This is a genomic window from Mangrovicella endophytica (assembly GCF_002893625.1).
GTDB classification, from domain to species: Bacteria; Pseudomonadota; Alphaproteobacteria; order Rhizobiales; family Rhizobiaceae; genus Mangrovicella; species Mangrovicella endophytica.
Map to the genome: position 1 here is coordinate 65,136 of NZ_PKMZ01000009.1, position 17,695 is coordinate 82,830.

Below are 17,695 nucleotides of genomic sequence, written 5' to 3' on the forward strand. Positions count from 1 at the left end.
CACCGGCACCGAAGTAGTGCGGATCTCGTCAGTCGCCTGGCGCAACCCGTCTGTGGAGCTGCCAGACCATGAGGCTCAGTGCGCGGCTTCACCGACACGGCGACGGCGGATTGCGGCGATGGCCTCCTTCACCGTCTCGATCTCACGCTGGAGCACCATAACCTCGGCCTCCTCGGTCGGCGACAGTTCCCGCGGCTCGGCGGCCTGGCGAGCCGCGATGGCGCGGATCTGTTCGCGCAATGCAGCGGACTCGTCCGCGGACCAGCCCCCGGCCATCGATGCGGCCTCTGCCGAGCGCCGACCGAAGGCGGCAGCCGCATCGGTCTCGGGGACGTCGTCCCGAAGCCGATCGCCGGTATCCACCGTGTCGAAGGTCTCCTCAACTCCAGACTTCGCAGCCGACGGGCTGAGCGATGCCGCCGCAGGCATCGGATCGGAGAAGGCCGCCGCCGCGGCGGGCGTTGCTGCCGCCGGGCCATAGGCCGGCTCTACCGGGTAGGTGACGACTGTCGCAGGCGTTGCGTGCACCACTGGCTCACCGTCATCGAAGGATCCGACGGGCTCATCCTTCAGGCCCCGGCGGATCATCCCGACCAGCGCGAACAGGATCGCCAGCGACAGCCCGGCGACGAAGCCGATGATCGTTCCCGCAATGATGACGGTCTTGCGTGACACGCTGGACGGATCGAGCGGCGTCGTCGCCTCCGAGATCACGCGCACATTGGCCGTGTTCAGGCTCTCCTGCTCGCCGGTTTCGCGCGCCCGCAGCAGGAAGGCCTCATAGACGGCGCGAGAGGCATCGACCTCACGCTCCAGCTCGCGCAGCTTGACGAAGGCTTCGCTGGTGGTGACCTGCTTGTCCTTCAGCTCGTTCAGCTGCGCCGTCAGGTCGCGCTCGGTGGTCTGCGCGCGATCGAGCTCGGTGCGCGCGGCAGACACGATACGCGCCAGCTCGTTCTGGATGGCGCCCCGCACGGAGGCGAGCGCCTCTTCGGAGGCGATGCGCTGCGGATGGCGAGGACCGAGCTTCGTCGCCACCACGGCGGCCTGCTGGGCGAGATCGGAATAGCTTGCGCGCAGGCGCGTCAGCGTATCCGACTTCAACTCCTCCGGCAGCGTTCCCTTGACGACGTCCTCGACGCGCGCCTTCGCCATCGAATCCGAGCGCACCTTCAGCGTCGTGATATCCGCCCGGGCATTGGCGAGCTGGTCGTTGATCTTGATGATGTACTGGTCGTCAACGAGCCGGCCGCCGACGCCGATCAGAGCGTTCTTGGCCTTATAGGCTTCAACCTCCCGCTCGGCATCGACGACCCGCTCGCGCAGCTCGGTCAGGCGAGAGGTCAGGGAGCTCGAGGCGCGGCGCGCGACGTCGGACTGCACGCGCCCCATCTCGTCGATGAAGATTCCGGCGATTAGTTGCGCGAGTTGCGCCGCCTTTTCCGGCACCTCGCTGCTGATCGACAGGTTGATGACGAAGCTCTTCGTCTCGCGCGACGCCGTCATGTGCTCGCGCAGGGTTGCCAGCGTCTTCAGCTCCTGCGTCTGCGCCGATGCCTTAGCGTCCTCCTCGCTGATCGCGCCGCCGAAGAGGCGGCCCAGCGAGAAGGCGGACGGGCGGAGCGCGGCGTTGAACTCCGGATCCTCGACGAGCTTCGCCTCGGCGACCGCGCGGGAGAGGACGTTGTTGGAGTAGATGACGGCGATCTGGCTTTCGATCAGCGCCAGCGTCGCCTCGCTCGGCAAGCCGTTCGGCGTCACCTCGTTCTGCACGACCTTGATATCGCGGGGGTCGACGAGGATCTGCGTGGTTGCGACATAGGTCTTGGGCGAGGAGAATGCATAAAGGCCGCCGAATATGCCGCCGAGGACCATGCAGGCGATGATCAGCGCCTTGGCGTTCCAGACCGATACGAAGAGCTGCACCGGGTCGAACAGGCTGCCGCCGCCCGGACGTCCACGATCGGTGCGCGCCGAATGCACCGGAATCGCGCGTTTCTCTGCCGCTACGGAAGTGGCCTGGTCTGAAGAGAACATGGATCGCCGCCGCTCGAACGCGAGAGATGGGGCATTTCACCCCGTTCTGCCGCAGATTGCGCAATCATGACGAACAAACGGTTAATGGTGCACAGTGAACATCAGACTGCGGTAAGTATTTCGACCCTGCTCCATTCTGATCGGCATGATCAGGCAGCGGCGAGCCTCCGACGCAACATCTCGTACCAGCCCTTCGGCATGTAGTTCCGATCGAGTGGCAGCGGGCGGTCCGGATTGCCGTCGGTGCGGGGCATCACATCGGGGACCCAGCTGTAGCGGTCAGTGATACCCCAGGTGATCACCGCCTTCGGCCGGTTCGTCGGCAACACGGCGTCGAGAAGATCGCTGACGCTGCGCATCGCCGCTGCATCCTGCTCCTCGGCACCGCCCTTGATATGGCGGTCGATGATGTCGAGCTCGCTGATGATCAGCCCGACGCCGAGGCTTTTCAGCTCCTCGGCAAAGCGCCCAACGCCCTCCACGTCGATCTTGAGCTCGGCATAAAGGTGTCCCTGCATACCGACGGCACCGATGTCGATGTTGTTGTCCTGCAGCTGGCGGACGAGTTGCAGGGCAACCTTGCGGCGTGCGTCACAACGGTCGCCGACATATTCCAGATCGTAGTCGTTGAGGACCAGCATCGCTTCGGGATGGGCTTCCGCCGTCGCCTTGAAGGCGAGCGGGATGTGCCGCGGCCCCATCGTGCGCATGAAATGCGTGTCGCGCAGTGGGCCTTCGGTGAGCGGATCGTTGGCGATGACCTCGTTGACGACGTCCCAGCTCTGCAATTTTCCCCGATATCGGCTCGCGACCGTATGGATGTGACCGAGCAGCTCTGCCTCGACTTCGGCCGGGTCGTTGATCGCCTTCAGCCACTCCGGCGTCGCGCCCCACCAGACGAAGCAGTGGCCCCGCGACGTCTTGCCATGGCTGAGGGCATACTCGACGAGCCGGTCGGCCGGCTCGAAGGTGAACTCCTCGCGCGTCCAGCGCATCATCGAGAACTTCAGCTCGTTCTGCGGCATGATCAGATCGCAGTGATCGAGGAAGGCCGGGCCGTAAGCAGGATCCTTGTCGATGAATTCGATCTGGATGGCGCCGCCAAACGGAACGGCGGGGGTAGCGGCCGCTTGCGCCGGTCCTCCGGCCAGACCTCCGGGCAGAGCGGCCGCGGCGCCGAGGCTGGCACCGCCGGCCAGGAGAGAACGGCGCGTTAGGATTTGCCGTGTAGTCAGATCATGGCCCGGCGACTGCCACGCGGTCCGGCCGCGGCTCCGGCTCATGCGGCGCGGATCGATGACAGCCATGCGTGACCTCCAGGGATGTCGAGGAAATGCGACGGATCGAAGTGTGGCGCGGCAGGCTTAAAGCCAACGTAAACGTCGTCACCGACTATGCGACGCTGGTCAGCGGCTCGGTGGGTCGGCTGGTCCTGTCGCTTGCCTATTTCGTGTCCGTCGCCAACGGGCTGACGGTCTCCGACTTCGGCCTCTTCGCAACCGCCTCGGCCACCGGCGTGGTGCTGTCGCGCATTGCCGCCTTCGGCTTCATCTCGCCGCTGTACCGCGTCGCGACGGTGCGACAACGGCTCGTCGGCACCTATACGGCCGGCTTCCTCATCGCGCTGGTGCTGTCGCTGCCCGTCGTGGCGCTCGCCGCTGCCGGATTCTATGCGGCCTTCTTTGCGGGCGAGATGAGCATCGCCGCATTCGCCGCGATCGTCGCCGCCGAGATCCTCTGCTGGCGCATGCTGGAAGTGGCGGTGATCGTCAATAACGGCCTCGGCCGGTTCGGTCGCGGAGCCATGATGGTGATCGTCGGCTCGGCGATCCGCGCCGTCGCCGCCGTCGTCTTCGTCTATGCCGGACCGCATAGCCTGCTCGGCTGGGGGCTCTACTATCTCGCGGCCAATGCGCTCGCCGCCGCCTTCGCGATCATCGTCTATTATCCGCGCCAGAGGCTGCGCATCCGTCCTGACCTTTATCTCGGCCGCTGGCGCGACAGCCTGTCGGTCGCAGGTGCAGAGATCATCTTCTATCTTCAGTCGGAGCTCGACAAGCTGCTGGTCCTCTCGATCGGCGGTCCGGCGACGGCCGGCATCTACGCCATATTGATGCGCCTGGTCGACCTGACGGCGCTGCCGGTGCGTTCCTTCAACATGATGGTCGTGCAGAAGCTGATGCGTACCCCGCAATGGCTGGCGTCATGGCGCATCCGCTGGGGGCTGGAGATCGGCGTCGCGCTCGTGTCGGTGGCTGGCATGGCCTTCCTCGGCGGCTTCCTGCACCTCTTCCCCACCGCGCTCGGCCGCAACGTCGCCAATGCAGCGCCGCTGGTGCTGATCGCCTTGCTCGTGCCGGCCTTCCGCAACCTCGTCGAGTATGAAGGCGAGCTTCTGTACGCGCAGGGCAAGACGACGCTGCGCGCCCTGATCCTCGCGCTCGTCGGCACCGTCAAGGCCGGTCTCCTGATCACGCTGCTCGGCCAGGGCTATCCACCGGAGCGCTGGATCATGGGTTTGAACGGCCTCTTCCTGGTGCTCTGGCTGGTGTCGGCCTCCGCCGTCTACACCGCCTTCGACTGGCCGGCCGGCCGCCGGCTGGTGCGCCGTCCAGCTATCCTCACGCCAGCCCGGCAGCTCGGCGAATGAGCGCCGGATCGGTGCGGGTGAAGGACTGGATGCCAGCCGCCACCTGCCCCGGCTCCAGCGCGTCGACGAAGCGGTCCAGCGCCGCGGCATCCAGCGCCTCGCCGGCCCAGTAGATGCGGCACAGCCGGTCGGGCGATGCCAGGTGGCGGTCGGGCCTGCCCTCCACCTCGTCGACGAAGCGACCATAGATCGTGCACTCGGACAGGGTGCGCGTGGCGGCCAGCGCCGCGAGGTAGGAGCGGCCGGTCACCGCCTCGATCCGGCGCGCCATGTCGCGTGCCGTGTCGGTGCGCCAGGCGATCACCGTCGCGATATAGCCGACGCTGGTTTCTCGGGGGGCGGTGATGCCGAGGAGCTCTCCGGCCTTTCGCGACCAGGCGGCATGCTCGTCCCGCAAGTGCGGGAGTATCTCGTGATGCTCCGCCGGCACCCGGTAGAAGCGCACGCGGCCCTCGTCAACGAGATCGGCGACGGCGAAAGGCCGGAAGAAGACGACGTCGGAATCGACATTGACCATCACCGTCTCGTCGATGCTGGCGGCGACGGCGAAGCGGCGCAGCTGCTGGACGTGCCAGCCGCGCAGGGGCGGGCCCTTCGGCTGCAGCCAGATGCGGCGGCGGCCGAAATTCGTCGGGTCCGGGAATGCCCGCAGCCACCAGGGCAGGACATCGCGCTCGTCGACGATTTCGCGCCGCGGCCCGGCGAGCTGCCGGAACAAAGGAACGTCCGCTCCCTCCACCAAGATCAGATGCCGCGTATGGCCGCTGACGCGCGTGTCGATGCTCTCGCACAGGAGACGGCAGCGTTCGAAGTCGCCCCGGTAGCTCGCCGTGACGATCGCGGTCGGCAGAGCGCCGGCACGCTTCGAGCCCGGCATCCCCGATGGAGTGCTCACCGTGGACATCCCTCATTCCAGTTGCAGACGGGCAGCAGCGGCGGGCTGACGAACATTGGGCGCATCGCGGCATGATCCTCTGGGGTTCGCAGCGAGCCGCTGAGCCTTCGCGCCGTGCGAACCGGGAGACTAGGCTCGGTACGGTTTCGATCCCGCTAATGGGGCTTCTCGCACAAGCCGCTCTGCCGTTTTGAACGCTTGTTCATCTTTTGCTGCTTTGATCACGCGACCCGAGCCGAGGACGGCCCCTTTAGCATGAGCCGCACCAGCGATCCTGTGACCATCGAAGTCGTCTCGCCCGGTCTTGACCGTGCGCGGATCCGCTATGCCGTGACGCTGCCGACGTTCCGCCGGCCCGACCACCTCCTCCTGACCCTGGACTCGCTCGCCCGCCAGAGGTTTGCCGATCCCTTCGCCGTCATCGTGATGGAGAACGATGCCGAGGGTCGCGCCGGGCTGGAGGCAGCCCGGCCGCTGTTCGCCTCCGGGCAGATGACCGGCCTCGTTATCATCGCGCATGAGCGCGGCAACTGCTCGGCCTATAATGCGGGCTGGACGACGGCACTTGCCGAGTTCCCGGCGCTCGAAGCCATCGCGGTGATCGATGATGACGAGCTCGCCGTGCCGGAATGGCTGGAGCGTATCGTCGCCACGGCCGACCGGTACGCGGCCGAACTCGTCGGCGCGCCGCAGGTGCCGATTTTCGAAGGCGGCGGGCGGGACGTGTACCGCAACCATCCCGTTTTCGTGCCTCACTACGCCGAGACCGGACCGGTGCCGGTGCTCTTCTCGTCCGGCAACGTGCTGATCCGGCGCCGCGTCCTCGAAGTGATGCCCCGGCCCTTCCTCGATCCCGGCTTCAACTTCATCGGCGGCGGCGACAGCGACTTCTATTCGCGCTGCCGGGCAGCCGGCTTCCGCTTCGCCTGGTGCGCCGAGGCGCCCGTGCACGAGACGACGCCGGCGCGGCGGACCGAATTCACCTGGCTGCAGGCGCGCGGCCTTCGCAACGGCGCGCTCTCGTCCATCATCGAGCGCCGCCGCGACGCCAGCCCGAAGGGGCGGCTGAAGACGATCGCCAAGAGCGGCGCGCTTCTGGCCGCCTCGCCGCTGCGCTCCCTCGCGCTCGGGTGGCGCACCCGCTCCGCGGTGATCGGCCTCTACCACATCCATGTCGCGGTCGGGCGCTTCCTCGGCGAGTTCGGGCTGGTCAATGAACAGTATCGCCGTCCCGAGCAGAACTGACGCCGTCAGCGATGCGAGCGCGGTCCGCCTGACGCGCACCGCGCTCGGCACGATGCTGCTGACGCTGCTCGTCGTCTCCTTCACGCCATTCCAGCTGGAGAACGGGCCGTCCACATCCGGCAACCTCGTCAACCAGCTCGGCTACACCTCGCTCTCCGTCGTCGCACTTGCCGCACATTTCCTATTCACGGAGAAACGTGTGGCGCTCTCGCTGCTGCGGCCGAGCTGGCTGCTGATGGCGCTCTATCTCGCCTTCTCGATCACCCAGTCGCCGCTCCCGGACGCGGCAACCCGCACGGTGCTCTTCACCCTCTGCTCGATGGTCGCGGTGACGGCCGCCGTGACCCTGCCACCGGACGCCGCGGCGTTCCGCACGGCACTGAAGACGGCGGCGTTGACCGTGCTGATCCTGTCCTATGTCGGCCTCGTCCTCCTGCCGCATGCCGCGATCCACGATGGCAGCGGTGTGGAGGAGCAGGCGGGGCTCTGGCGCGGCATCTACAGCCACAAGAACGTCGCGGGACCGATGATGGCGGCGCTGTTCTTCGCCGGCCTCTATCTCATCCGCAGCGGCGACCGCGCGGTCGGCTGGCTCATCGCGATCCTTTCGGCCATCTTCGTCTTGCGGACGGGGTCGAAAACCAGTGCCTCGCTCGTTCCAGCCGTCGCCGCGCTGATCATCGGCGCGCGCCTCCTCGGCGGGCGCATGCTGCCGGCCGCGACGGTGGTCGTCATGCTGGCCCTGATGGGACTTGCGACGATCGGCAGCGTGCTGTCGCCGACACTGGACTCGATCGTGCAGTGGATCCTGCCCGGGACCACCTTCACCGGCCGCACCGATATCTGGCGCTTCTCCCTCGACCTGCTGCGGCCGCATCAATGGACCGGCTTCGGGCTCGAGACCTTCTGGGGATCGGATCTGACGGAGCGGGCGGAGAAGCCGTTCGAACTCGCCTGGGATCCGCGCGGCATCGTCAACGGCCATAGCGGCTATATCGACCTGGCGCTGTCGCTGGGTTGGCCCGGCATGGCGGTCGGCGTCTTCGTCCTCGTGCTGCAGCCCCTCGCCGACTATGTGCGGTGCCGGCCGACGATCGAGAACGAGAGGCTCGCCGACTTCTTCCTGATGGTGCTCGTTTTCATGCTGCTGAACTCCTTCATGGAGAGCTTCTTCTTCAGCCGCGGCAGTCCGATCTGGATGGCGACGTGGCTGTCGATCGTCGGTCTCCATCTCCTGGCGCGGTTCAAGCTGAGCTGAGGCATTCGATGGTGGCGTGGTGGCGGCCGGCACGACCACTGTTCGGCCTTGCGGTGCAGCACGAAAAAACTAGCTTCCGCCGCACGATCAAGCAGGACCGGAGCCCGATGGAGAAGCTGCGCCTCATCGCAGTCGATGCCGACGACCTCACAATTCTGTCGGCGCATTGCCAGGACGCCCTCACCAAGCTTTCGGAATGCCGCTACTTCGCCCGCGAGCAGCGTTTCATCATGGCTATGAACCGCTTCGTATGGGAGGAAGCGCAGATGGGTGAACGCAAGGGGCTGGCACGGCTGCTGCCGCTGCGGCGGCGCGAATACGAGCGGCGGCGCGCAGTGCTGCATTTCGAGCGGGTCCGCCACGTCGCCATGAGCGGACTCGATCCCGCCGCCATGGCCGAGACGGTCCTGTCGCTCTTGTCCATCCGCTTCAACGAAGCCGAGGCCCCGTCCGGCTCGATCGAGCTTGTATTCGCCGGCGGCTCCGCGATAAGGCTCGACGTCGAATGCGTCGAGGCGCGGCTGACGGATACGGGCGGCGCCTGGAGCACGACGGCTCGTCCTGACCATGATCGTCCGGATCCCGCCGACTGATCGTCCGGCCTCGCGGCCAGGCGGGACGGCCGGTGCCGACGGCGAAGACGACGAGCCGCGCAATGAAAGGAATGCAGCATTGCCGGTGAGGCTCAACATCGCCGACGCCGACTTCGAGGCCCAATTCCAGGCTCTGCTCGGCGCCAAGCGCGAGGTTTCCGAGGATGTCGACGACGCCGTGCGTGCGATCATCGCCCGCGTGCGGCGCGAGGGCGACACGGCGCTGATCGCATTGACGCGCCAGTTCGACCAGTTGGAGCTGACGCCCGAGACGCTGCGGGTGGACGAGGCCGCCATCGACGAGGCCTTTCGTACCACCGCGCCGGAGACGCTGGAGGCGCTGCAGCTCGCGCATCGCCGCATCACCAGTCATCACGAGCGCCAGAAGCCGACGGACGACCGCTACACCGACGCGCTCGGCGTCGAACTCGGCAGCCGCTGGACGGCGATCGAGTCGGTCGGCCTCTACGTGCCGGGCGGGTTGGCGAGCTACCCCTCCTCCGTGCTGATGAACGCAGTGCCGGCCAAGGTGGCCGGCGTCGAGCGCATCGCCATGGCGGTGCCAGCGAAGGCTGGCGAGTTGAACCCGCTGGTGCTGGCGGCCGCGAAGATCGCCGGCGTCAGCGAGATCTATCGCGTCGGCGGCGCTCAGGCCGTCGCCGCCTTTGCCTACGGCACGGCCACGATCGCGCCGGTCGCCAAGATCGTCGGGCCGGGCAATGCCTATGTCGCGGCCGCCAAACGGCAGGTCTTCGGCACGGTGGGCATCGACATGGTGGCCGGTCCCTCGGAGATTCTGGTGATCGCCGACGGCAACAACGACCCGGACTGGCTCGCCGCCGACCTCCTGTCGCAGGCCGAGCATGACGAAGCCGCCCAGTCGATCCTGATCACCGACGATGCGAGCTTCGGCGACCGAGTGGCGGATGCGGTGGAGAGGCAGCTGGCTCGCCTGTCGCGCCGCGAGACGGCGGCGGCGAGCTGGCGCGACTTCGGCGCGATTATCGTGGTGGGAGACCTCTCCGAAGCGGTGCCGCTCTCCGACCGCATCGCGCCGGAGCATCTGGAGATCGCGACGGACGAGCCCGAGCAGCTATTCGACAAGCTGCGCAATGCCGGCGCGGCCTTCCTCGGGCGCCACACGCCGGAGGTGATCGGCGATTATGTCGGCGGCTCCAACCATGTGCTGCCGACGGCGCGCTCGGCGCGCTTCTCCTCGGGGCTGTCGGTGCTCGACTTCGTCAAGCGCACCTCGATCCTGAAGCTCGATGCCGATGCCTTGCGTGCTCTCGGGCCCGCCGCGATGGAGCTTGCCCGCGTCGAAGGGCTCGATGCGCATGGCCGCTCCATCGGCATCCGGCTGAACGTCTGAGACCGCGGATGGACGGGAACAGGCGCAGCACGGGCAAGCTGATCGACGTCGAGCTGGACGAGACGATCGGCCGCGCGACCCCCGATGTGGAGCACGAGCGGGCCGTCGCGATCTTCGACCTCATCGAGGAGAACGTCTTCAACCCGGCGGGAACGGAGGCCAGCGGCGAGTTCAAGCTGAAACTCTCGCTCGTCGATAAGCGGCTTGTCCTCGACATCCGCGATGCCAAGGGCACGCCGCTCGTCACGCACATCCTGTCGCTGACGCCCTTCCGGCGGGTGATCAAGGACTACTTCCTGATCTGCGACAGCTATTACGAGGCGATCCGCAGCGCCACGCCCTCGCAGATCGAGGCGATCGACATGGGCCGGCGCGGCATTCACAATGACGGTTCGCAGACGCTGATGGAGCGGCTGGCCGGCAAGGTCGAGGTCGACCTCGACACGGCGCGCCGCCTGTTTACGCTGATCTGCGTCCTGCATCGGCGCGGCTGAGCCCATGCGCGTCTACGGTACCCCATCCGACGCTGGCGCGGTGGCGAAAGGCCTCATCGCCGACGAGCGGCCGTTCCATGCCGCGGTGGCCCTCGCATCGGTCGAGGGCGGCTGGTGAAGGCGCCGTTCGAACCGCCCCAGCCGAGCCGCGTCTCGGCCGTGCTGTTCGTCTGCGGCATGAACTCGATCCGCTCGCCCATGGCCGAAGCCCTGGCCAAGGACATGCTGCCCAGCTCGATCTATGTCGCCTCCGCCGGCGTGCGGGAGGGCGAGCGCGATCCCTTCGTCGACATCGTGCTGGGGGAAAAGGGCCTCAGCCTCGGCGAGCGGCCGCCGCAGCGCTTCGACGAGCTGGAGGACAGCTTCTTCGATCTGATCGTCACCATGGCGCCGGAAGCCCATCACGTGCTTCTGGACGCCACCGGCACGCAATCCGTTGCCGTGGAGTTCTGGCCAATGCCGGACCCTTCCGTGACGACGGGGAGCCGCGAGCAGATCCTCGATGCCTATCGCGAGTTGCGCGACCGCATCGAGACGATGATCCGGGAAAGGTTCGCGTCGGGGCGCCCCGCCGATCCAGAGGAGAGCGTCAAGGACGCATGAGGCGGGCGATCTCCGCCTGCAGATCCTCCAGCCCGCGCCCCTTCTCGGACGAGGTGGCGATCAGCTCGGGATAGGCGGCCGGGCGCTTGACGATCGCCTTGGCGGTCGCCTCCAGGAGCTTGGGCACGCCGGGCTCCTTGATCTTGTCGATCTTGGTCAGGACGATCTGGTAGGATACCGCCGCCTTGTCGAGGAGGCCGAGCACTTCGAGGTCGTTCGCCTTCAGCCCATGGCGCGAGTCGATCAGCACGAAGACGCGCTTCAGCGTCGAGCGGCCCCGGAGATAATCGAAGACGAGGCGCGTCCAGGCATCCACCTGCTCCTTCGGCGCCTGCGCGTAGCCATAGCCCGGCATGTCGACGAGGGCGATCGGCGGCAGGTCGGCGCCCTCGCCGGAAAAGCCGCCGGGCACGAAGTAGTTCAGCTCCTGCGTCCGGCCGGGCGTGTTGGAGGTGCGCGCCAATCCCTTCTGGCTGAGCAGTGCGTTGATCAGCGAGGACTTGCCGACATTGGAGCGCCCGGCAAAGGCGATCTCCGGCGGCCCTTCGGGCGGCAGGAACTTCATCGCCGGCACGCCGCGGATGAACACCCAGGGCCGGGCGAAGAAGCGGCGGCGATCCTCGCCTTCGAGGATGCCCGAAGGCTCGCCCGTGTCCGTCATTCTGCTCTCTCCAGCGCGTCGATGTCGGCGCCGCGAATGGCACCAAGGTTGCGGGTGATCTTCTCCACCGGCCAGTCCCACCAAGCAAGGGCGAGCAGACGGCCGACGCTCGCCTCGTCGAAGCGCATGCGCACCACGCCGGCCGGATTGCCGGCGACGATCGCATAGGGCGGCACGTCTTTCGACACGACGGCCCGCGTTCCGACAATGGCGCCGGAGCCGATCGAGATGCCGGGCAGGATAATCGCCTCGCCGCCGATCCAGACATCGTCACCAACCCGCGTATCGCCGCGCCAGCCGGCCGCCACGCTGGCGACGTCGAACCCCTCCTCCCAGCCATGGCCGAAGATGTTGAACGGGTAGGTCGAAAGGCCCGTCATTGCATGGTTGGCGCCGTTCATGACGAAGGTCACGCCGGTAGCGATGGCGCAGAAGCGGCCGATGATCAGCCGATCGCCGATGAAGGGGTAGTGATGCTTGACGCAGCGGGCGACGAAATGCTCCGGCCCGTCCGGATCGTCATAGTAGGTGAAGGCGCCGATCTCGATCAGCGGATCGTCGACGATCGGCTGCAGGAAACCGATGCGCCGGTGCGCCGGAACAGGATGCACATCATGGGGGTCTGGCCCGTGCATGCTGCATTCCCCGTTCCTGCGGCCGCGGCAGATCTCTCCCTTGGCCTCGTCGTCTGGCCGAGGCCGCCAAAGCGGCCAGCAACCGGCTCTCAGTCGGCAGGCAGCGTCAGCTGCCGGCTTCGCTCTTCTTCTTGCGCCTGAACGTGTCCCGCAGATTGTCCCAGAGCTCGATCTTGGCGCCGGCGCGCTTCATGATCACCGACTGCTGGATGATCGAGAGCGTGTTGTTCCAGGTCCAGTAGATGACGAGGCCCGCCGGGAATGAGGCCAGCATGAAGGTGAAGATCACCGGCATCCAGGTGAAGATCGCCTGCTGGGCCGGATCCGGCGGCGTCGGGTTCAGCCGCATCTGCAGGAACATCGTGATGCCCATCAGGATCGGCCAGACGCCGACCATCAGGAGATGCGGCAGGGTGATCGGGATCAGCCCGAAGAGATTGAAGATGCTCGTCGGATCCGGTGCCGCCAGATCCTGGATCCAGCCGAAGAACGGCGCATGCCGCATTTCGATGGTGACGTAGAGCACCTTATAGAGGGCGAAGAAGACCGGAATCTGGATCAGCACGGGCCAGCAGCCCGCCGCCGGATTGATCTTCTCCTCCTTGTAGATGCGCATCATCTCCTGCTGCTGCTTCATCTTATCGTCGGGGAAGCGGTCGCGCAGCTCGGCGAGCTTGGGCTGCAGGACCTTCATCTTCGCCATCGACCGGTAGGACTTCGAAGCGAGCGGGAAGAACAGGATCTTCAGGACGATTGTGACGACCAGGATCGCGATGCCGAAGTTTCCAGCGAAACGGTAGATCCAGTCGATCGCGTGGAACATCGGGCGGGTGATGAAATAGAACCAGCCCCAGTCAATGAGCTGGCCGAACTGGTGGATGTTCAGGCCCTTCTCATAGGCGTCGATGCGATCGACCACCTTGGCGCCGGCAAAGGTGCGGGCGGTGACCGTCTCGCTGGCGCCCGGTGCGACGGTAACGGGATCGCTAAGATAGTCCGACTGGTAGAAGGGCCGGCCTTCCGCGGCATAGCGGAAGTTGCCCTGGAAGGTGCGGCCGCTCTGCGGGATCAGCGCCGTCGCCCAATACTTGTCGGTGATGCCGAGCCAGCCGCCATTGGCCTTTTCCGGCTGCACGCGCTTGTCGTCCTCGATGGCGGCGTATTTCACCTCGGTCAGGCCGGCATCGCCGAAGACACCGAGCAGACCCTCGAACAGGACGTAGGTCGAGGCCACGGCCGGCTTGGAGAAGCGCACGACGCGGCCATAGGGGGACAGCGTCACCGGCGCGGAGCCGGTGTTCTCAATCCTGTCCTCGACGGTGAACATGTAGTCCGCATCGACAGAAATGGTGCGGGTGAAGGTGACGCCGGCGCCGTTGGTGGCGGTAAGCGTCACGGGCGCCTGCGGCGTCAGCGTCTGGTTGCCCGTCGCCTGCCAGACCGTCGACGGCCCCGGCAGCGTGCCGGCATCCGAACCGGAATAGCCGAACTCGGCGAAATAGGCTTCCTGTGCCGCTTCGGGCGACAAGAGCACGATGGTGGGCGAGCTATCGTCGACCGTCTCGTGATAGTTCTTCAGGCGCAGATCATCGAGCCGCGCACCGGTCAGGTTGATCGAGCCGGTCAGCGACGGCGTGTCGATGGCGATGCGGCCGCCGCCGGTCCCGATGGCCTCGTCGCGGGTGGCAACGCCCGGCGCCGGGGTGCGAGCCGAATCCGGCGCGGGCACGACACTCTCGCGCCCGGCAGGCGCAGGGACCGACTGCTGCGGCGTTCCGGCCGGGGTCTGCGGCGTCTGCAGCGAGCCCTTCTCGGCCGCCGTCGTCGCCTCGAGCTGGCGCTGCGCCTCCATGCGAGGCGCGACGACGAAGTACTGCCAGCCGATCAGGACGGCGATCGACAAGGCGATGGCGATCAGGAAGTTGCGGTTGTTCTGCATCATCAGGTTCCAGATCGGCCTTGCTGGGTCCGGCCGTCCGGCCGTTGCGGGTCGCGCTTCGTCCTGCCGCGCTGAATCCGCTGGGACAATTCGGCGGCCAGTGTCTCGAAGGGGACGCCGATGAGCTCTCGCCGGGCAACCACGACATAGTCATGGCCAGGCTGCATGTCAGCCCCGGCCCCGAGCCGGACCGCCTCACGCAGCCGGCGGCGGATGCGGTTCCGCACGACGGCGTTGCCGACCTTCTTGGTGATGGTCAGCCCATAGCGAGGCGCGCCGTCGTCACGACGATCCAGCGCCTCGATGAAGAACAGCGGGCCATTCAGACGCCGACCCTTGCGCGCAGCCAGGAACTCGGCGCGCGCCTTCATGCGCTCGGGAGCCACGAGCGACCGCCCGAGGCCGATCGCAGCCTTAGGCCGAGAGACGCTTGCGGCCGCGGGCGCGGCGAGCGGCGATGACCTTGCGGCCGCCCTTGGTCTCCATGCGGGCGCGGAAGCCGTGGCGGCGTTTGCGCACGAGACGCGACGGCTGGTAGGTACGCTTCATTGCTTCACATCCCGCGGGCCGTCCGCGGACCTCTCGATCGTTCCAGAATTTGGATTCCATCGAACGGCGAAGGACGCGCGAGAGACCTCGCGCGGAACACTGCCCGCTCGTCCGGGCGCTTATAGGAAGAGCGGGGCGCAAAAGTCAATCGGCGCACCTGATGGAGAGCCGGCCGCGGCCTTTCCTCAATCCCGCGTGAGGGCGGCCCCTCAACTCGCTACGCCGTTTCCCATCGCGGCGCAGGGGCGTAAGGAAGAGGCGCCATGTGCCTGCGCGGCGCTCCCACGGACACGCGACCGATGCCCAGCCGGACCGATACAGAATCGTTGCGCGTCGATCGAGACGCGACGACTCGGCCGGCGCGGCACGGCACCGCCCTGGTGCGTTTCGCACCCCTCGCTATCCTGATCCTCGGTCTCGTCGCGGCCTATCTCACAGGCCTCCTCGATCTTCTGTCGCTGCAGGCCCTCTCGGAGCGCCAGGCCATGCTGCGCTCGACCGTCGCCGAAAACGTCATGCTGGCCGCACTGGGCGCCACGCTCCTCTATGCCGTCGCCATCGCCTTCATCTTCCCCGCGCCTGTCGTCCTGACGCTGGCCGCCGGCCTCCTCTTCCATTGGCCGGTCGCGTTCGTCATCGTGGTGGTCGGTGCGACCCTCGGCAGCGCAGCCCTCTTCCTCGCAGCGCGAACCGCTCTCGCCGGAACGCTGAAGCGCCGCGCCGGGGGGATGATCGACCGCTTTGCCCAAGGCTTCATGAGCGACGCCTTCCTTTACATACTGATGCTGCGGCTGACGCCGGTCATTCCGGTCGCTGCAGTCACGATCGGCGCCGCGGCGCTCGGCACCCGCCTCAGGACCTTCGTGTTTGCTACGGCGCTCGGATTTATCCCGGGTGTTGCGGCCTACACCTATCTGGGGGCGGGACTTGCCGGCATCCTCGACAGCGCGGCCCATCCGGGCGATCTGACCCTCGCCGATCTCGGATCGACGCGGCTCACAGTCGCCCTTGCGGGCTTGGCCACACTGTCGCTGCTCGGGGTCGTGCTGAAGAAACTGTGGCTCGATCCACGCTTGCGCCGGCGCGCACATACCTCGGCTCCTTGAGCTACCGAGCCGCATGAACGAAGGTCGGTCGCCATGACGAGAGTGCTGACGCCCGACATCTGCGTGATCGGCGCCGGCGCCGCCGGCCTGACGGTCGCCGCGGCCGCGGCCTCTTTCGGGGTCGATGTCGTGCTGATCGAGCGCGGCACCATGGGTGGCGAATGCCTCAACTCCGGATGCGTGCCGTCCAAGGCGCTGATCGCAGCCGCTCGTCAGGCACAGGCCATCCGCGATGCCGGGCGCTTCGGCATCACAGCTGGCGAACCGTCGATCGATTTTGCCGCCGTGCGTGCGCATGTCAGCAGCGCCATTGCCGCGATTGCTCCAATGGATTCGGCCGAGCGCTTCCGGTCGCTCGGGGTCACCGTGCTGAAGGCATCAGCGCGTTTCGTCGATGCCGACACGGTCGAAGCCGATGGCATCCGCATTCGGGCGCGGCGCTTCGTCATCGCCACGGGTTCCAGGCCGCATGTGCCAGATATCCCAGGTCTGTCGGCCCTCCCCTACCTCACCAACGAAACGCTGTTCGACCTCGAAGAGCGGCCGGACCACCTCTTGATCCTCGGCGGCGGGCCGATCGGGATCGAGATGGCGCAAGCGTTTCGCCGGCTCGGCTCGAAGGTCACCGTCATAGAACCCCGCCGGGCACTGGGACGCGACGATGCGGAGCTGTCAGCCGTCGCGCTGGCGCGGCTTCGCGCCGAGGGCGTCGTCGTTCTCGAGCAGACCCGCGTGACGGCGGCGGAGCAACCGGCCGAGGGCGGCATCCGGCTATCGGTCGACGGCGACGGCGACGGCTGCATCACCGGTACGCACCTTCTCGTCGCGACGGGGCGCGATCCGGTGACGGAGGATCTCCATCTCGCCGTGGCCGGCATCCAGGCGGGGCCGTCGGGCATCGTGACGGGCCCGGACCTTCGCACGGGCAATCGCCGCGTCTATGCGATCGGCGACTGCACCGACGGACCTCGCTTCACCCATGCCGCCGGACAGCAGGCCGGCCTCGTCGTCCGCACGCTCCTGTTCAGGCTGCCCGTGCGCTACCATCCGAGTCGGCTGCCGCGCGTCACCTATACGGAGCCCGAGCTCGGCTATGTCGGTCTGACGGAGGCGGAGGCCGCGGCGCAGGGGCTGACGTTCAGCGTCGAGCGCTCGCCCTTTACCCATAACGACCGCGCACAGGCCGAAGGGCAGACAGACGGTCTCGTGAAGCTCATCCTGGGACGGCGCGGGCAGCTCCTCGGCGCCGGCGTCGTCGGGGTGGGTGCCGGCGAGATGATCAACCTCTTCTCGCTCGCTCTGTCACAGCGGCTCGGCGCCTCTGCCTTGGCAGGCTTCGTCTCGCCGTACCCTTCACTCGCCGATGCCGGCAAACGCGCTGCAACAGCCCACTTCCAGCCTTATGCGCACCGCCCCGCGGTCAGGCGAATCGTTTCGCTGCTCGCTCGGCTCGGCTGACATCGGCCCGGCGCCAATTCCGCAGCGGAGTACCTGGACGACCGCCACGGCGACTGTATGCCCGCCGCACGCGGCACATTTGCCGCCGCGACAGGAGATCAACCGCAGAATCAACGGCATCGCGGCCTGATCTGCTAGTGACCTGTTTCCAAGTTGATCTAGAATAGGCCGTTACGCTGGAGGCGGGCACCTTCGGCGCG

General features: G+C 67.0%; 17 protein-coding genes. 9 read left to right on the forward strand and 8 right to left on the reverse strand.

Features of this window, described 5'->3' with window-relative positions; translation table 11 throughout:
• Positions 1 to 75: 75 nt before the first annotated feature.
• Positions 76 to 1,983: a GumC family protein gene (locus C0R46_RS16575; RefSeq protein ID WP_210200138.1), complete on the reverse strand. Its 1,908-nt coding sequence runs from the start codon at positions 1,981 to 1,983 to the stop codon at positions 76 to 78.
• Positions 1,984 to 2,186: 203 nt separating this feature from the next.
• On the reverse strand, positions 2,187 to 3,344 hold the full coding sequence (locus C0R46_RS16580) for an endo-1,4-beta-xylanase (protein WP_245413632.1): 1,158 nt from the start codon (positions 3,342 to 3,344) through the stop codon (positions 2,187 to 2,189).
• Between the two features lie 26 nt (positions 3,345 to 3,370).
• Between C0R46_RS16580 and C0R46_RS16585 the strand changes: the two genes are divergently transcribed.
• Positions 3,371 to 4,687, forward strand: a complete 1,317-nt coding sequence (locus tag C0R46_RS16585; protein WP_102960777.1) for a lipopolysaccharide biosynthesis protein — start codon at positions 3,371 to 3,373, stop codon at positions 4,685 to 4,687.
• Here C0R46_RS16585 and C0R46_RS16590 read toward each other — a convergent pair.
• On the reverse strand, positions 4,659 to 5,591 hold the full coding sequence (locus C0R46_RS16590) for a DUF6492 family protein (RefSeq protein ID WP_425349899.1): 933 nt from the start codon (positions 5,589 to 5,591) through the stop codon (positions 4,659 to 4,661). The two genes, C0R46_RS16585 and C0R46_RS16590, sit on opposite strands and share 29 nt — an antisense overlap.
• A gap of 246 nt (positions 5,592 to 5,837) precedes the next feature.
• On the opposite strand from C0R46_RS16590, the gene C0R46_RS16595 reads away from it, so the two are divergent.
• From C0R46_RS16595 to C0R46_RS16620, 6 genes are all read left to right on the forward strand, one after another.
• Positions 5,838 to 6,827: a glycosyltransferase family 2 protein gene (locus C0R46_RS16595; RefSeq protein WP_102960849.1), complete on the forward strand. Its 990-nt coding sequence runs from the start codon at positions 5,838 to 5,840 to the stop codon at positions 6,825 to 6,827.
• Positions 6,796 to 8,085 carry an O-antigen ligase family protein gene (locus tag C0R46_RS16600; protein ID WP_157944673.1) on the forward strand — a complete coding sequence of 430 codons (1,290 nt, stop codon included), beginning with the start codon at positions 6,796 to 6,798 and terminating at the stop codon, positions 8,083 to 8,085. Before C0R46_RS16595 ends, C0R46_RS16600 begins: the two co-directional genes overlap by 32 nt.
• A gap of 107 nt (positions 8,086 to 8,192) precedes the next feature.
• Positions 8,193 to 8,678: a DUF2948 family protein gene (locus C0R46_RS16605; RefSeq protein WP_102960780.1), complete on the forward strand. Its 486-nt coding sequence runs from the start codon at positions 8,193 to 8,195 to the stop codon at positions 8,676 to 8,678.
• Positions 8,679 to 8,757: 79 nt separating this feature from the next.
• Positions 8,758 to 10,050, forward strand: coding sequence for a histidinol dehydrogenase (gene hisD, locus C0R46_RS16610; protein ID WP_245413634.1), 1,293 nt, complete (start codon positions 8,758 to 8,760; stop codon positions 10,048 to 10,050).
• Positions 10,051 to 10,058: 8 nt separating this feature from the next.
• Positions 10,059 to 10,544: a UPF0262 family protein gene (locus C0R46_RS16615; RefSeq protein WP_102960782.1), complete on the forward strand. Its 486-nt coding sequence runs from the start codon at positions 10,059 to 10,061 to the stop codon at positions 10,542 to 10,544.
• A gap of 114 nt (positions 10,545 to 10,658) precedes the next feature.
• Positions 10,659 to 11,147, forward strand: a complete 489-nt coding sequence (locus C0R46_RS16620) for an arsenate-mycothiol transferase ArsC (RefSeq protein WP_280953026.1) — start codon at positions 10,659 to 10,661, stop codon at positions 11,145 to 11,147.
• Here C0R46_RS16620 and yihA read toward each other — a convergent pair.
• The 5 genes from yihA to rpmH all read right to left on the reverse strand — a co-directional run bounded on the left by yihA (position 11,134) and on the right by rpmH (position 14,931).
• The gene (yihA, locus tag C0R46_RS16625) at positions 11,134 to 11,808 is read right to left on the reverse strand and encodes a ribosome biogenesis GTP-binding protein YihA/YsxC (protein ID WP_102960783.1); all 675 of its coding nucleotides are present in this window, start codon (positions 11,806 to 11,808) and stop codon (positions 11,134 to 11,136) included. The two genes, C0R46_RS16620 and yihA, sit on opposite strands and share 14 nt — an antisense overlap.
• The gene (locus C0R46_RS16630) at positions 11,805 to 12,443 is read right to left on the reverse strand and encodes a CatB-related O-acetyltransferase (protein ID WP_102960784.1); all 639 of its coding nucleotides are present in this window, start codon (positions 12,441 to 12,443) and stop codon (positions 11,805 to 11,807) included. Before C0R46_RS16630 ends, yihA begins: the two co-directional genes overlap by 4 nt.
• Positions 12,444 to 12,549: 106 nt before the next feature.
• Positions 12,550 to 14,382 carry a membrane protein insertase YidC gene (yidC, locus tag C0R46_RS16635; RefSeq protein WP_102960785.1) on the reverse strand — a complete coding sequence of 611 codons (1,833 nt, stop codon included), beginning with the start codon at positions 14,380 to 14,382 and terminating at the stop codon, positions 12,550 to 12,552.
• A gap of 2 nt (positions 14,383 to 14,384) precedes the next feature.
• Complete coding sequence (rnpA, locus tag C0R46_RS16640; RefSeq protein WP_102960786.1) at positions 14,385 to 14,753, reverse strand: ribonuclease P protein component; 369 nt, start codon at positions 14,751 to 14,753, stop codon at positions 14,385 to 14,387.
• Positions 14,754 to 14,796: 43 nt separating this feature from the next.
• The gene (rpmH, locus tag C0R46_RS16645; RefSeq protein WP_102960787.1) at positions 14,797 to 14,931 is read right to left on the reverse strand and encodes a 50S ribosomal protein L34; all 135 of its coding nucleotides are present in this window, start codon (positions 14,929 to 14,931) and stop codon (positions 14,797 to 14,799) included.
• A 326-nt stretch (positions 14,932 to 15,257) separates the two neighbouring features.
• Here rpmH and C0R46_RS16650 point away from each other — a divergent pair, with 326 nt between their 5' ends.
• Complete coding sequence (locus C0R46_RS16650; protein ID WP_157944674.1) at positions 15,258 to 16,037, forward strand: TVP38/TMEM64 family protein; 780 nt, start codon at positions 15,258 to 15,260, stop codon at positions 16,035 to 16,037.
• A gap of 33 nt (positions 16,038 to 16,070) precedes the next feature.
• Positions 16,071 to 17,495 carry a dihydrolipoyl dehydrogenase family protein gene (locus tag C0R46_RS16655; RefSeq protein WP_102960789.1) on the forward strand — a complete coding sequence of 475 codons (1,425 nt, stop codon included), beginning with the start codon at positions 16,071 to 16,073 and terminating at the stop codon, positions 17,493 to 17,495.
• Positions 17,496 to 17,695 lie beyond the last annotated feature (200 nt).

Coding starts and splice junctions, on each gene's coding strand:
- C0R46_RS16580 (WP_245413632.1), bottom strand. CDS start 3,344: ATGGCTGTCATCGATCCGCGCCGCATGAGCCGGAGCCGCGGCCGGACC.
- C0R46_RS16585 (WP_102960777.1), top strand. CDS start 3,371: ATGCGACGGATCGAAGTGTGGCGCGGCAGGCTTAAAGCCAACGTAAAC.
- C0R46_RS16590 (WP_425349899.1), bottom strand. CDS start 5,591: ATGTCCACGGTGAGCACTCCATCGGGGATGCCGGGCTCGAAGCGTGCC.
- C0R46_RS16595 (WP_102960849.1), top strand. CDS start 5,838: ATGAGCCGCACCAGCGATCCTGTGACCATCGAAGTCGTCTCGCCCGGT.
- C0R46_RS16600 (WP_157944673.1), top strand. CDS start 6,796: ATGAACAGTATCGCCGTCCCGAGCAGAACTGACGCCGTCAGCGATGCG.
- C0R46_RS16605 (WP_102960780.1), top strand. CDS start 8,193: ATGGAGAAGCTGCGCCTCATCGCAGTCGATGCCGACGACCTCACAATT.
- C0R46_RS16615 (WP_102960782.1), top strand. CDS start 10,059: ATGGACGGGAACAGGCGCAGCACGGGCAAGCTGATCGACGTCGAGCTG.
- yihA (WP_102960783.1), bottom strand. CDS start 11,808: ATGACGGACACGGGCGAGCCTTCGGGCATCCTCGAAGGCGAGGATCGC.
- C0R46_RS16630 (WP_102960784.1), bottom strand. CDS start 12,443: ATGCACGGGCCAGACCCCCATGATGTGCATCCTGTTCCGGCGCACCGG.
- yidC (WP_102960785.1), bottom strand. CDS start 14,382: ATGCAGAACAACCGCAACTTCCTGATCGCCATCGCCTTGTCGATCGCC.
- rnpA (WP_102960786.1), bottom strand. CDS start 14,753: ATGAAGGCGCGCGCCGAGTTCCTGGCTGCGCGCAAGGGTCGGCGTCTG.
- rpmH (WP_102960787.1), bottom strand. CDS start 14,931: ATGAAGCGTACCTACCAGCCGTCGCGTCTCGTGCGCAAACGCCGCCAC.
- C0R46_RS16655 (WP_102960789.1), top strand. CDS start 16,071: ATGACGAGAGTGCTGACGCCCGACATCTGCGTGATCGGCGCCGGCGCC.